Annotated in this window: 10 protein-coding genes; 7 read left to right on the forward strand and 3 right to left on the reverse strand. The window is 74.1% G+C overall.

Going from position 1 to position 14,363, the window contains the following annotated elements:
• Window positions 1–147: 147 nt before the first annotated feature.
• Both VM685_RS05300 and zapE read right to left on the reverse strand, forming a co-directional pair.
• Window positions 148–1,245, reverse strand: a complete 1,098-nt coding sequence (locus VM685_RS05300; protein ID WP_325459083.1) for a tetratricopeptide repeat protein — start codon at window positions 1,243–1,245, stop codon at window positions 148–150.
• Between the two features lie 2 nt (window positions 1,246–1,247).
• Window positions 1,248–2,372, reverse strand: a complete 1,125-nt coding sequence (gene zapE, locus VM685_RS05305; protein ID WP_325459084.1) for a cell division protein ZapE — start codon at window positions 2,370–2,372, stop codon at window positions 1,248–1,250.
• Between the two features lie 89 nt (window positions 2,373–2,461).
• Here zapE and VM685_RS05310 point away from each other — a divergent pair, with 89 nt between their 5' ends.
• Window positions 2,462–3,001: a hypothetical protein gene (locus VM685_RS05310; protein ID WP_325459085.1), complete on the forward strand. Its 540-nt coding sequence runs from the start codon at window positions 2,462–2,464 to the stop codon at window positions 2,999–3,001.
• A 154-nt stretch (window positions 3,002–3,155) separates the two neighbouring features.
• On the opposite strand, the gene VM685_RS05315 is transcribed toward VM685_RS05310, so the two are convergent.
• Complete coding sequence (locus tag VM685_RS05315; protein ID WP_325459086.1) at window positions 3,156–4,652, reverse strand: CoA-acylating methylmalonate-semialdehyde dehydrogenase; 1,497 nt, start codon at window positions 4,650–4,652, stop codon at window positions 3,156–3,158.
• A gap of 61 nt (window positions 4,653–4,713) precedes the next feature.
• Between VM685_RS05315 and VM685_RS05320 the strand changes: the two genes are divergently transcribed.
• The 6 genes from VM685_RS05320 to addA are packed head-to-tail and all read left to right on the forward strand — an operon-like array spanning window position 4,714 to window position 14,337.
• Window positions 4,714–5,586, forward strand: coding sequence for a 1-acyl-sn-glycerol-3-phosphate acyltransferase (locus VM685_RS05320; RefSeq protein WP_325459087.1), 873 nt, complete (start codon window positions 4,714–4,716; stop codon window positions 5,584–5,586).
• Window positions 5,583–6,056, forward strand: a complete 474-nt coding sequence (tsaE, locus tag VM685_RS05325) for a tRNA (adenosine(37)-N6)-threonylcarbamoyltransferase complex ATPase subunit type 1 TsaE (RefSeq protein ID WP_325459088.1) — start codon at window positions 5,583–5,585, stop codon at window positions 6,054–6,056. The genes VM685_RS05320 and tsaE overlap by 4 nt, the downstream gene beginning before the upstream one ends.
• Window positions 6,040–7,131 (forward strand): N-acetylmuramate/N-acetylglucosamine kinase AmgK, encoded by a 1,092-nt coding sequence (gene amgK, locus VM685_RS05330; RefSeq protein ID WP_325459089.1) that lies wholly within the window; start codon window positions 6,040–6,042, stop codon window positions 7,129–7,131. The genes tsaE and amgK overlap by 17 nt, the downstream gene beginning before the upstream one ends.
• Before the next feature lie 41 nt (window positions 7,132–7,172).
• Window positions 7,173–7,865 carry a nucleotidyltransferase family protein gene (locus tag VM685_RS05335; protein WP_325459642.1) on the forward strand — a complete coding sequence of 231 codons (693 nt, stop codon included), beginning with the start codon at window positions 7,173–7,175 and terminating at the stop codon, window positions 7,863–7,865.
• Window positions 7,862–10,852 (forward strand): double-strand break repair protein AddB, encoded by a 2,991-nt coding sequence (gene addB / locus VM685_RS05340; protein ID WP_325459090.1) that lies wholly within the window; start codon window positions 7,862–7,864, stop codon window positions 10,850–10,852. The genes VM685_RS05335 and addB overlap by 4 nt, the downstream gene beginning before the upstream one ends.
• Window positions 10,849–14,337, forward strand: a complete 3,489-nt coding sequence (gene addA / locus VM685_RS05345) for a double-strand break repair helicase AddA (protein ID WP_325459091.1) — start codon at window positions 10,849–10,851, stop codon at window positions 14,335–14,337. The genes addB and addA overlap by 4 nt, the downstream gene beginning before the upstream one ends.
• Window positions 14,338–14,363: the final 26 nt, after the last annotated feature.

A 14,363-nucleotide genomic window follows, 5' to 3' on the forward strand; every position in this document is an offset into this window, starting at 1 on the left:
GGAAGGGTAGGGATGGTGGTGAGTGCAGGGCGCTGCGGATTTGAACGCCATTGGGCTGGGCGCCTGCACGCGCCAGCTTCGTCATCTCAGCAGACACACCACCACCCAACCCTCCTCCATCGAGGAGGAGGGCTGTCGGTCGGCTCCTCAGGGCCAGCGCGCCTTTACCTGGTCGATCACGCTGCGCCAGTCGCCGGGGGCGGGTTGGCGGAGGACCGTGGCGGAGGGATGCCAGGCGCTGCGGCCGGCGGCGTCGGCGAGCCAGCGCCATTCGGGGGGATTGTGCTGCAGGAGGACGAGGGTGGGCTTGCCCATGGCGCCGGCAAGGTGGGCGACGCTCGTGTCGATGGAGACCACGAGGTCGAGGCCGGCGATCAGGTCGGCGGTGTCCTGGAAGTCGCGGGCGCCGCTGTCCTCCGGGTGCAGGGAGATCGCGCCCGGCAGCGCCAGGAGCTCGGCGCCCAGTTCCGGCGGCAGGGAGCGGCCGGGGTCGGGCAGCGCGTTGCCGCGCCAGGCGATGCCGACGCCGCCCGACCCGCGCGGGGTTCCCGTGAAGCAGGGCGCGGTCGCGAGCTCCGGTCCGCACCAGCGCGGCAGGGACATGGGCAGGGTCCAGAAATCGTGCGGCGCGACCTCCATGCGCTCGGTCAGCGGCTGCACCGTGACGGGGAGCTGGGCCAGCAGGCGGGCCATCTGCGGCAGGCAGGCGACGGTGACCTCGGCGTCCAGGCCCGCCACGTAGCGCATCATCATGATCTGGTCGCCGAAGCCCTGCTCGGGCCAGACGAACAGCCGCCGCCCGGCCAGCGGCTCGCCCTGCCATTCGGGGAAGCTGAGGCGCCGGGCCTCGGCGCGGGCCCGCTGGGGCCGGCGCTCGAACAGCGGCCAGGCCTCGGCGAAGCGGCCCTGGGAGAGGCGGACCCGGGCGAGGTCGAAGGCGGTCTCGTCGTCGGCGGGGGCCAGCCGAAGGACCGTCCCGTAGGCCCGGGCCGCGCCGTCGAGGTCGCCCTGGTGGTGCAGCAGGTTGCCGAGGTTGCGCCACACGCCGGCGGTGTCGGGCGCGAGCGCGGCGGCGCGCTCCAGGAGGGCGCGGGCCTCGGCCGCCTCGCCGCGGCGGCGCAGGATGGACGCGAGGTTGGCCATGGCCTCCGGGACCTCGCCGGCCGCCAGCACCGCGCGGTAGGCCTGCTCGGCGGCGGGGAGGTCGCCGGCGCGGTGCAGGGCCACGGCGTCCGCCAGCGTCATGCTCAGTCCCGGTCCGCCAGCCAGTCGGCCGAGCGCATCTCCTGCAGGCGCGAGGCCGTGCGCTCGAACTCGAAGGCGCCGTCGCCGGCCGGGTAGAGCTGGATGGGCTCGGCCTCGGCGAGCACGATCAGCCGGGTCTTCGCCTCGTAGAGGGCGTCGATCAGGATCACGAACCGCCGGGCCTCCTCCCGCCGGTTGGGGGTGAGCTTCGGCACGTCCTCCAGGAAGACGGTGTGGAAGCGGTCGGCCAGCGCGATGTAGTCGTTGGGGCCCAGCGCCACCGAGCAGAGGCTGGAGAAGCCGGCGCGCAAGAGGCCGCCGGCGGCGCGCGGCAGGGTCACGTGGCGGCCCAGCACCTCGAGCGTGGCGCCGGTCTCCGCCTCGCCGTCGAGCATCTCCGTCCAGAGGCGCTCGAAGGACCGCTGGTTGTCGGGGTCGTTGGGCGAGAACCAGGTGCCGGCGGCGCGCAGGCGGTCCAGGCGATAGTCGTGGTGGCCGGCCACCTGCACCACGTCCAGCCGCTGCTTCAGCATGTCGATGAAGGGCAGGAAGAGCTGGCGGTTGATGCCGTCCTTGTAGAGCTCGTCCGGGTGGCGGTTGGAGGTGGCGACCAGGGTGACGCCGCGGGCGGTGAGCGCCTCGAACAGGCGGCCCAGGATCATGGCGTCGGCGATGTCGGTGACCTGGAACTCGTCGAAGCAGAGCAGGCGGGCCTCCTCGGCCACCGCCTCGGCCACCGGCGGGATCGGGTCGTCGCCCTTGGCGGCGCGGCCGAAGCGGGCGCGGCGGGCCACGGGATCGCCCTTGCGGAAGGCGTCGATCAGCCGGTGGACCTCGCCCATGAAGACGTGGAAGTGGGTGCGCCGCTTGCGGGCCACCGGCGCGGTCTCGAAGAACAGGTCCATGAGCATGGACTTGCCGCGGCCGACGGGGCCGTAGAGGTAGACGCCGCGCTGGGCCTCCGGCTTGCGGAACAGGGCCTTGAGCCGGCCGCCCTCGGCCTCGGCGGCGGCGAGGTCGCGCTCCAGGCGGGACAGGGCTTCCAGGCCCCGGGCCTGGGCGGCGTCGGGGCGGATCTCGCCGGCGTCGAGGCGGGCCTGGTAGGCGTCGGCGAGGGTTTCGGCCATCCCTCCCCGCCTAGCGGGCGACGCGGCGGGGCGCAAGGAACGGGGCGTCCGCGGGCGGGTTCATGACAGGCAGACGAAGGAGACCTTCCATGGCCGAAGACCCCCGCACCTACCAGCCCAGCACCCCCGAAGTGAACCGCGCCCGCATGCAGGGCGGCGGCGTCGGCCAGCAGGACATGGACATGCAGCAGGACCCCGACCGGGGGACCCACGCCACCTCCCCGCAGCGCACGGAAGGCTGGGACAACGACCCGGTCGGGACCGGCGACGACCGCGGCCAGGCGTCCAGCGACATGGGCGCGGGCGCGGTGAGCCAGGGCGGCGCGAACGCCAGCGGCGCGGCCCGCGAGGACCGCAGCTTCGAGGCCGGCCAGGGCGGCGGCGGGGGCGACCGCGACGCCGCGGGGATCGGTCAGTCGGGCGACCTGGGCGAAGGCACGCCGGCCAATGTCGACATCCACAAGCTCGGCCAGGAGGACAACCCCGAGCAGGACTGGGGCGAGCCGGCCGGCGAAGGCGCCATGCACTCCCAGACCAACACCCGCCGCGGCGAGAAGACCGAGGCCGAACGCGGCCAGGGCGCCAAGACCCGGGCGCACAACAAGGACATCATCAGCCGGCGCACGTGAGGCTTTCCCTCCCTCGCTGGGGAGGGTGGACGGCCGAAGGCCGGACGGGTGGGGAGGTATGGGTCACCTGCGGAGTCCGCAGATGATCGCGACTTCCCCACCCCGCTCGCGTTCCGCGAGTCGGCCCTCCCCATGAAGGGGAGGGAAAGGGCCGCTACCGCATGGTCGGGATGACGAAGGCGCTATCCTCGACGGCCCCTTCGGGCCAGCGGGCGGTGATGGTCTTCACCTTGGTGTAGAAGCGGACGCCTTCCATGCCGTGCTGGTTGACGTCGCCGAAGGCCGAGCGCTTCCAGCCGCCGAAGGTGTGGTAGGCGACCGGCACCGGGATCGGGACATTGATGCCGACCATGCCGACGTTGACGCGGGACGCGAACTCGCGCGCGGCGCGGCCGTTGCGGGTGAAGATGGCGACGCCGTTGCCGTACTGGTGCTCGGACGGCAGCGCCAGCGCCTCCTCGAAGGTCTCGGCGCGGACGATCTGCAGCACCGGGCCGAAGATCTCCTCCTGGTAGGTCTTCATGGTCGGCTTCACCTGGTCGAACAGGGTCGGGCCGATGAAGAAGCCCTTCTCGTAGCCCTGCAGGGCGAAGCCCCGGCCGTCGACCACGAGCTCGGCGCCCTCGTCGACGCCCAGCTGGATGTAGTCGGTGACGCGCTTCTTGTGGGCCTCGGAGACCACCGGGCCGTACTGGGCGGCCGCGTCGGTGGAGACCCCGACCTTCAGCGTCTCGAGCTCGGCCATGACCCGCTCGCGCACCTCGTCGGCGGTCTTCTTGCCCACCGGCACGACCACGGGCAGGGCCATGCAGCGCTCGCCGGCCGAGCCGTAGGCGGCGCCGATGATGTCCTTCGACGCCTGCTCCAGGTCGGCGTCGGGCAGGATGATCCCGTGGTTCTTGGCGCCGCCCATGGCCTGCACGCGCTTCCCGTTGGCCGTGCCGCGCGAGTAGACGTACTGGGCGATGTCGGAGGAGCCGACGAAGCTGACGGCCTTGATGTCCGGGTGGTCGAGGATGGCGTCGACGGCGGTCTTGTCGCCGTGCACCACGTTCAGCACGCCCTTCGGCGCGCCGGCCTCCATCATCAGCTCGGCGAGGCGGACGGGGACGGAGGGGTCCTTCTCCGAGGGCTTCAGGATGAAGGTGTTGCCGACCGCGATGGCGATGCCGAACATCCACATCGGGATCATCGCCGGGAAGTTGAACGGGGTGATGCCGGCGGCGACGCCGAGCGGCTGGCGCATGGAATAGACGTCGATCCCGGGGCCGGCGCCCTCGGTGTACTCGCCCTTCAGCGCGTGCGGGATGCCGCAGGCGAACTCGATCACCTCCAGGCCGCGCTGGATGTCGCCCTTGCTATCGGCGATGACCTTGCCGTGCTCGGAGGAGAGCAGCTCGGCGAGTTCGTCCATGCGCGCTTCGACGAGGCGCTTGAACTCGAACATGACGCGGGCGCGGCGCTGCGGATTGACCAGGGCCCAGGTCTGCTGGGCGCGGACGGCCGAGGCCACGGCGGCGTCGACCTCGGCGGTGGTCGCCAGGCCCACGCGGGCCTGGATCTCGCCGATGTTGGGGTTGAAGACGTCTCCGAACCGGCCGGAGGTCGAGGCGACGGGCGCGCCGTCGATGAAGTGGGTGATGTCACGCATGGCGGGCTTTTAGCCCTCCCGGCGCTTGCCCGCGAGTCCCGCAGCAGCGCATCCTTGGGCCATGACGCTCGCCTCGCACGCCCCGGCCGTGACGCGCCCCAGGCCGCGCGACCACATCGTGGACGTGCTGATCGCCGAGCGGGCGCCGAAGCTGTCGAGGAGCCCGCTGTGGCCGGCCGTGCGTCCGATGCTCTACCGGATGCTGGACTACGCCAAGGCCCGGCGGATGGCCGACGCGATCGCGACCATGCCGGGGGCGATGGCGCTGGAGCACGTCTCGGCGCTGCTGGCGCTGAAGGTGGCGGCGCGGGGGCTGGAGCGGATCCCGCGGACCGGGCGGCTGGTGGTGGTCTGCAACCACCCGACCGGCATCGCCGACGGGATCGCGGTCTATGACGAGCTGAAGCGGGTCCGGCCGGACCTCTGCTTCTACGCCAACTCCGACGCGCTGCGGGTCTCGCCGCCGCTCGGCGAGGTGCTGATCCCGGTGGAGTGGGTGGAGGCCAAGCGGACCCGCGAGCGCACGCGCCTGACCCTGCAGCTCACCCGCGAGGCGCTGGAGGCCGAGCGGTGCCTGGTGATCTTCCCGGCCGGGCGGCTGGCCAGGCGCCAGGCCGACGGCCTGCTGGCCGACCCGCCCTGGGCGCCGAGCGCGGTCTCGCTCGCGCGGAAGTACGCGGCCCCCGTGGTCCCGATCCATGTGAGCGGGCCCTGGTCGACGCTGTTCCACCTGTTCAACCGGTTCTCGCCGGAGCTGCGGGACATGACCCTGTTCCACGAGCTGCTGAACAAGCAGGGACGGGCGTTCTCCCTGACGGTCGGCCACGCCATCCCGCCCGAGGCCCTGGCCGGGGAGCCCGGCGAGGTGACCCTGCGGCTGAAGAGCCACGTGGAGCGGGCGCTGCCGGGCGACCCGGACGCGGCCTTCGCATGATCCTGGAAGCCGAAGGGGACTTCCGCCTGCCGGACGAGGCGGCCACGGGGCGGCTCGGCGCGGCTCTGGCGCACGAGCTGCGGCCCGGCGAGGCGGTGTGCCTCTACGGGCCGCTGGGGGCGGGCAAGTCGACGCTGGCGCGGGCGCTGGTGCGGGCGCTGACCACGCCCACCGAGGACGTGCCCTCGCCCACGTTCACGCTCGTGCAATTCTACGAGGGGGCGCGGCTGAAGGTCGCCCACTTCGACCTCTATCGCCTCTCGTCTCCGGACGAGGCCTATGAGATCGGTCTGGACGAGGCGCTGGAGGACGGCGCGGCGGTGATCGAGTGGCCCGAGCGGCTGGAGGGCCGCCTGCCGCCGGACCGACTCGATGTAGTGATTTCGCTTTCCGAAGACGATGACGGACGGCGCGTGCGGCTGACCCCGCACGGCGCCTGGGAAGGACGAGGGGTTGAGTTCGGATCGTGAGGCCCTGAAGGCCGAGTTCCTGAAGGCCGCCGGCCTCGGCGAGGCCCGGCGCGAGCTGCTGGGCGGCGACGCCTCGACGCGGCAGTACGAGCGGCTGCACACGCCGGCCGGCTCGCGGCTGATCTTCATGGACCAGCCGCCGGCGGTGGAGAGCGTGGTCTGTCCGCCGGACGCGACGCCCGAGGAACGGGTGGCGCTGGGCTACAACGCCGCCGCGCGGCTGGCGGCGGGCTCGGTGGCGGCATTCGTCACCACGGCGGCCTACCTGCGCGAGCACGGCCTCTCGGCGCCGAAGATCTACGCCCACGACGTGGCCCAGGGGCTGGCGGTGCTGGAGGACCTGGGCGACGGGCTCTACGCCACCCTGATCGCCGAGGGCCAGGACGAGGGCCCGCTCTACGAGGCGGCGGTGGACGTCCAGGTGGTGATGCAGGCGGAGCCGCCGCCGGCCGTGCTGCAGGCCGAGGGCGCGACCTGGCCGCTTTTGACCTACGACACGCTGGCGCTGAAGATCGCCACCGACACCTTCCTGGACTGGTGGCCGAAGCACGCGGGCCTCGCGCCGTTCGGCGAAACCGCGGTGGCGGAGTGGGACGCCCTGTGGGCGCCGGTCTGGGTGCAGGGCGAGGCGGGCGCCAGCGTCTTCACCCACCGCGACTACCACGCCCAGAACCTGCTCTGGCTGCCGGAGCGGCGGGGCGTGGCGCGGGTGGGGCTGATCGATTTCCAGGACGCGCTGAAGGCGCATCCGGCCTGGGACCTGCTGCACCTGCTGCAGGACGCCCGGCGCGACGTCTCGCCGGAGCTGGAGACGGCGATGCTGGACCGCTTCCTCGCCGCGCGGCCGGCGCTGGACCGGGACCAGTTCCTGGCCGAGTACCGGGCGCTGGCGGTGTCCAACGCGGCGCGGATCCTGGGCCGGGTGTTCGCCCGCCAGACCCTGCTCGGCCGGCCGCAGTACCGGGCCTTCATGCCGCGCACCTGGCGCTACCTGGAGCGCAACCTGAACGACCCGGCGCTGGCCCCGATGAAGGCCTGGTTCGACCGCCACGTGCCGCCCGAGGCGCGCGCGTGAGCCCGTCCGCCACGACGCCGACGACGGCCCCGACCACGGCCATGGTGCTGGCCGCGGGACTGGGCACGCGCATGCGGCCGCTGACCGACACCCTCCCGAAGGCGCTGGTGACGGTGGCCGGGCGGACCCTGATCGACCGGGTGCTGGACAAGCTCGTGGAGGCGGGCGTCACCAAGGCGGTCGTCAACGTCCACCATTTCGCCGACCAGATGGAGGCGCACCTCGCGACCCGGACGGACCTGGAGGTGCTGATCTCCGACGAGCGGGGCGAGCTGCTGGATTCCGGCGGCGGCATCCAGCACGCCCGGGCCAAGCTCGGCGAGGACCCGATCTTCGTGGCCAACATCGACTCGCTGTGGCTGGAGAAGGGGACGCCGGCGCTGGAGGCGCTGAAGGCGGCGTGGAATCCCACGCGGATGGACATCCTGCTCTTGCTCGTGCGGCGCGGGAACGGCCTGGGCTTCGAGGGGCCGAACGGCTTCTTCATGGACGACCAGGGCCGGCTCACCCACTCCACCGACGCCGAGCCGCCGACGCCCTACGCCAACGTCGGCTTCGGCATCCTGAAGCCCCAGGTGCTGGACGGCTCGCCGACCGCCGGGCCGTTCTCGATCCTGCCGGTCTGGAAGCGGCTGCAGGGCGAGGGCCGCCTGCACGGGGCGGTCATGGACGCCTTCTGGATGCACGTGGGCGACCCGGCGGCCAGGGAGGCGGCCGAGGCGCGGCTCAGATGAGCGGCTTCCTGCGAGGGCCGGGGCCGCGCTGGTACAACATCCCGGCGCACCGGCCGTTCGCCCAGGACCTGGCGCAGGGGCTGCACGACGCCCTGGCTCCCGAGGGGCCGGAAGCCCTGTCGCAGGCGGTCGTCCTGATCCCCACCCGCCGCGGCGCGCGGGCCATCGCCGACGCCTTCGTGGCGGCCGCCGGCGGCCGCGCCGTCCTGCCGCCGCAGATGCGGCCGCTGGGCGACCTGGAGGAGGGCGAGCCGCCGTTCGAACCGGGGGACCTGTCGCTGGACCTGCCGGCCGCCATCGAGCCGCTGAAACGAAGATTCGAGCTGACCCGGCTGGTGGCCGACAACGCCCACCTGCTACCGGGCCGCGAGCTGACCGCCTCGGGCGCCCTGGAGCTGGCCGACGCCCTGGGTGGCTTCCTGGACAGCCTGCAGATCGAGGAGGTCGAGGCCGGGGAGAAGCTGGCGGGCCTGGTGGAGGCCGAACTCGCCGAGCACTGGCGGGTCAGCCGCGACTTCCTGGAGACGGCGCTCACCCAGTGGCCGAAGCGGCTGGCGGAACTGGGCGTGGCAGACGTGAGCGAACGCCGCGTGCGGCTGCTGCGCAGGCTGGCCGAGGCCTGGACGCTGAAGCCGCCGCAGGGGGTGCTGGTGGCGGCCGGTTCGACGGGCACGGCGCCGGCGACGCGGGCCCTGCTGATCGCCGTGGCGAGCGCGCCGCAGGGCTGCGTGGTGCTGCCGGGCCTGGACCAGGACCTGGCCGAGCGGGCCTGGGACGACGTGGACGTGCAGCATCCGCAAGGGGCGCTGAAGCGGCTGCTGGACGAGGCCGGCGTGGAGCGCGGCGAGGTGGAGGCCTGGCCCGCGGCGCAGGCCTACACCGCCCAGGGCCGCTGGCGGCGGCGGGTGGTCAACGAGGCGCTCAGGCCGGCGGAGGCCACCGCCGACTGGCTGCACGCCATCGAGCGCCTGCGCCACGAGGCCGAGGCCGAGCGGATCGACCCGGTCGCCGAGGGGCTGAAGGGGCTGTCGCTGGTCAGCGCGCGCTCGGAGGAGGAGGCGGCCACCGTGGCGGCCCTGCTGCTGCGCGAGGCGCTGGAGACCCCGGAGCGGACGGCGGCCCTGGTGGCGCCCGACCAGGCGCTGGCGAGGCGGGTGGCGGCGAAGCTGGCCCGGTGGGGCGTGGTCCCGGACTCCTCCGCCGGCGAGAGTCTGGCCGGCTGCCGGTGCGGCGCGCTGGCCGGGCTGGTCGCGCGGGCGGCGGTCGACCCGCTGGACCCGGTGACCCTGCTGGCGATCCTGAAGCACCCCTATGTGCGGCTGGGCATGGCGCCCGACACGCTGGCCCGCGAGGCGGCGACCCTGGAGCGGCGCGGCCTGCGCGGACCCCGGCCGCGGGACTGGGACGAACTGCGCACGCGGCTGAAGGAGCACCCCGAGGCTCGGGCGCTATCCGAGGCGCTGGAGGCGCTGCTGGGCGCCTTCGCGGCCGAGCCGGAGACCCCGCGCGCGGCCGCCGGGGCGGTGGCGTCGGTCATGGAAACGCTGGCGCGGGACGCGCACGGCGACCTGGGCGACCTCTGGAGCGGGCACGGCGGCGAGGCCATGAGCCGGCTGCTGGCCGGGCTGATCGCCGACGGGGAGGCCCTGCCGCGGGGGAGCTGGCGCAGCTTCGCCGACCTCCTGGAGCGGCTGATGGAGGGGGAGAGCATCCGCACCGGCGGGGCCACCCATCCCCGCCTGCGGATCCTGGGCGCCATCGAGGCCCGCCTGGTGCGGGCCGACCGGCTGGTGGTGGCGGGGCTGGAGGAGGGCGTCTGGCCGAGGGGCGCGCCGCTCGACCCGTTCCTGTCGCGGCCCATGCGGGCCAGGCTCGGCCTGCCGCCGCCGGAGCGGCGCGTGGGGCTGGCGGCCCACGACTTCGCGCAGGCCGCCTGCGCGCCCGAGGTGGTGCTGCTGCACGCCGAGCGGCGGGAGGGCGCGCCCTCGATCAAGTCGCGCTGGCTGTGGCGGCTGGAGACGCTCGCCCGCGGCGCGGGCGTGGAGATCCCCGGCCGCGACGAGGTCCTGGCCTGGGCCCGGCGGCTGGACGCCCCCACCGACTACGCCCCGGCGAAGCGCCCCGCGCCCATGCCGCCCGTGGCCCACCGGCCGCGCGAGCTGTTCGTGACCCGGGTGGAGAACCTGACGCGCGACCCCTACGCCGTCTGGGCGCGGGACATCCTGAAGCTGCGCGCCCTGGAGCGGCCGGACGAGACGGTGGAGGCCCGGGCCCGCGGCACGGCGATCCACGAGGCGTTCGAGCTGTTCGCCCGCGGCTATCCGGGCGCCCTGCCGGACGATGCGGCGGCGCAGTTCGAGAAGCTGTACCTCGACGCCCTGGTGCGCCACGGCATGCCGCACGAGGCGCTCGCCCGCGAACAGGCCCTGGCGCGCGAGGCCGCCCAGTGGGTGGTGGAGCTGGAGCGCCAGCGCCGCGACGGCCGGGCGATCCATGTCGAGCTGGAAGGGGCGCTGACGGTGGACGCGCCGGCCGGCCCCTTCACCATCAAGGCGCGCGCCGACCGCATCGAGGTGACCCGCGACGGCTTCGGCCACATCCTCGACTACAAGACCGGAAAGGCGCCCTCGAAGAAGGAGGTGGCCACCGGCTTCTCCCCGCAGCTCACGCTCACCGCCGCCATCCTGGCCGGCGGCGGCTTCGAGGGCCTGGGGCGGCCGGCGCCGGGGGACCTGACCTATCTGGAGGTCACCGGCCGCAAGCCCGCCGGCAAGGTGGAGATCCGCGCCGCCGCCGGGCCCGAGAGCCAGGACGCCGCGGCGCACGCCCTGGCGGGGCTGTCCGAACTCGTCGCCCGTTTCGACCGGCCGAACCAGCCCTACCTGAGCCGGGTCGCGCCGCAGTTCGTGAAGGCGCGGATGAGCGACTACGACCACCTGGCGCGGGTGTTCGAATGGTCCACCTCCGGCGAGGAGGGCGAGGAATGACGGTGATCCCCTTCCCCGCCCGGCCCGACCCGCAGCGCACCGCGGCGGACCCGACGCTCTCGGCCTTCGTCACGGCCAACGCGGGCTCCGGCAAGACCAAGACCCTGATCGACCGGGTGGCGCGCCTGCTGCTGGCGGGCGCGGCGCCCGAGACCATCCTGTGCGTGACCTACACCAAGGCCGCCGCCGCCGAGATGCAGCGGCGGCTGTTCGACCTGCTGGGCGGCTGGTCGGTGCGGCCCGACGCCGAGCTGCGCGAGGCGCTGGCCAAGCTCGAGGGGCGGCCGGCCGACGCCTACGACCACCTGGCGCTCTCCAAGGCCCGCGCCCTGTTCGCCCGCGCCCTGGAGACGCCGGGCGGGCTGAAGATCCAGACCATCCACGCCTTCTGCGAGAAGCTGCTGCGGCGGTTCCCGCTGGAGGCGGGAGTCTCGCCGGGCTTCCGGGTGATGGACGACGCGGCCTCCGCGGCCGTGGCGAGCGCGGCGCGCAAGGCGGTGGCGCGGCAGGCGATGGGGGATGCAGGGCCGGTGGCCGACGCCTACGCCCGGTTCTCCGTGGCGCTGGACTTCGGAAGCTTCCAGGAGATGTTCGCCGCCTTCGAGACCAGGCGCGCGGCGATCGCGGCCTATATCGACCGCTGCGGCGGGCTCGCCGGCCTGCCCGGCGCCATCGCCGCCGCCTGCGGCCTGCCGGGCCTCGTGGACCCGCAGGCGGTGGAGGACACGGCGCTGTCGCCGCCGGCGATCGACGCGGCCGCCTGGCGCCGCGCGGCCGAGGCGCTGCGCCTGGGCAGCGAGAAGACCGACGTCCCCAACGGGCTGAAGGCCGCCGAGATCGCCGAGGCCGCGGCTCGCGGCGAGAGCCGGCCGGAGCTGGTCCGCGCCATGCTGTTCACCGCGACCGGCGACCCCCGGAAGACCTGCGCCACCAAGCAGGTGGACCCGGCGGTCTGCGAATGGCTGACGGCGGAACAGGAGCGGCTCTGCGAGGCGTTCCGCACCGCCAAGGCCGCGCGGGTGGCCTGGGACACGGTCTATGCCCTGACGCTGGCGGCGGCCTATGTCGAGGCCTACGACGCGGAGAAGCGGCGGGCCGGGACGCTCGACTTCGCCGACCTGATCGAGAAGACCTGCGCGCTGCTGGCCAGCCGGCCGGCGGCGGCCTGGGTGCTCTACAAGCTGGACGGCGGCATCGACCACATCCTGGTCGACGAGGCGCAGGACACCGCGCCCGACCAGTGGACCATCGTCCGCGCGCTCACCGGCGAGTTCTTCTCCGGCGAGGGGGTGCGCGACGACCGCGGCCTCGACCGCAACATGTTCGTGGTCGGCGACGAGAAGCAGTCGATCTACTCCTTCCAGGGCGCCCAGCCGGAGCTGCTGATCCACGAGTTCGAGTTCCACCGGGAGCGGGCGACCGGCGCGGGCTTCCGCTTCGAGCGGGTGGACCTGCTGGCCTCCTGGCGCTCGACCCCGCAGGTGCTGTCGTTCGTGGACTCGGCCTTCGCCCCGCCGGAGCTCTCCACGGCCATCCTGCCGCGCGTGGAGGCCGAGCGGATCGTCCACCAGCCGATGCGCACCGACCACGACGGCTGCGTCGACCTGTGGCCGCTGGAGCGGGAGGAGAAGGGCGCCGAGCGCGACGCCTGGGACGCGCCGCTGGACGCCGAGCCGGAACTGTCCGCCAACCGGCGGCTGGCCGAGAAGATCGCCTGCGAGATCGAGGCGCTGATCGCCCGGGGCGACCGGGTCTGGGACAAGGACGCCGCAGGCTGGCGGGCGGCCACGCCCGGCGATGTGCTGATCCTGGTCCGGCGGCGCAAGGCGCTGTTCGAGGAGATCCTGCGGGCGCTGAAGCGGCGGAAGATCCCGGTGGCCGGCGCCGACCGGCTGGCGCTGTCCGAGCACATCGTCTTCGACGACCTGCTGGCGCTGGCCCGGTTCGTGCTGTTCCCCGGCGACGAGCTGACGCTGGCGGCCCTGCTGCGGAGCCCGTTCTGCGACGTCTCCGACGACACCCTCTACGAACTGGCCCACGGCCGGGGCGGCGAGCGGCTGTGGGACCGGCTGGTCCGGCGCGCCGAGGAGCGGGAGGAGTGGCGCGAGGCGCACGCCTTCCTGTCGGCCGCCCGCGAGGCCGGGGTGGCCTTGAGGCCCTTCGAGTTCTACGCCCGGGTGCTGGGCCTGGCCGACGGCGCGGGGCGCTCCATGCGCCGGCGGCTGCTGACCCGGCTGGGGGCCGAGGCCGAGGACGCGCTGGACGAGTTCCTGGCGCAGGTGCTGGCGGCGGAGGGCCGCGGCGCGCACGAGCTGGAGAGCCTGGCCGCAGCCTTCGCCAGCCTCGACATCACGGTGAAGCGCGAGATGGAGGCGGCCCGCGACGAGGTGCGGGTGATGACCGCCCACGGCGCCAAGGGGCTGGAGGCGCCGATCGTCTTCCTGCCGGAGACCACGCTGTCGCGCACCGCGCGGGGCTCGCCGCTGCTGGAGACCGAGGACGGCGGCTTCCTATGGTGTCCGTCGAAGGACGGCGACTGCGAGGCCTCGGCGGCGGCGCGCGAGCGGCGGGGCAGGCGCGACGAGGAGGAGGCCTACCGCCTGCTCTATGTGGCGCTGACCCGGGCGCGGGACCGGCTGGTGCTGTGCGGCCGGATCTCGTCCACCGCCAAGGAGGAGAACCTGAAGGGCTGGTGGGGCGCGCTGGCCGCCGCCTTCCGCCACGCCGACATCGCGCCCAAGGTGCGCGAGACCGAGTGCGGCGGGGTCCCGATCCTGCGCTTCGGACCGGATCCCGTGCCGGTGGCCCGCCCCGCGGCTGTGACCGCCGAGGCCGCGCCCCTGCCCGGCTGGACCGCCGTCGCGCCGAAGGCCGAGGCCTTCGCCCGCTACGCCTCGCCCTCGGACCTGGGCGAGGGGGCCAAGGCGCCGGCGCCCTCGCCGCTGGCCGAGGCCGGCGGGCTGGGACGGTTCCGCCGTGGCGACCTGATCCACCGGCTGCTGCAGATCCTGCCCGACCTGCCGCCGCCGGAGCGAGCGGAAGGGGCCCGGGCCCTGCTGGCCCGGGAGCGCGACCTTTCCGAGGCCCAGCGGGCGGAGATGACCGCCGCGGCCCTGTCGGTGCTGGAGGACGCCCGTTTCGCCGAGGTGTTCGGGCCGGGCAGCCGGCCGGAGGTGGGGATCGCCGGGACGGCGGCGGCGCTGCCGGCGGGCCTGAAGATCTCCGGCCGGATCGACCGGCTGGTGGTGCTGCCCGACCGGGTGCTGGTGGCCGACTTCAAGACCAACCGCCCCTCGCCGGCGCGGATCGAGGACGCCGATCCGGCCTATCTGCGCCAGATGGCGGTCTATGCGGCGGTGCTGGGCGAGGTGTTCCCGGGGCGGGCTGTCGAGGCGGCGCTGGTCTGGACCGACGGGCCGAAGCTGATGCCGATCCCAGAAATCCTGTTGGCCCGGACCCTTGCCGAGCTGCGCCGGAGCGGTTGATAGGATGGCAAGCCCCGCCTACATCG

This window comes from Phenylobacterium sp., assembly GCF_035539035.1.
In the GTDB taxonomy this organism is placed as follows: Bacteria; Pseudomonadota; Alphaproteobacteria; order Caulobacterales; family Caulobacteraceae; genus Phenylobacterium.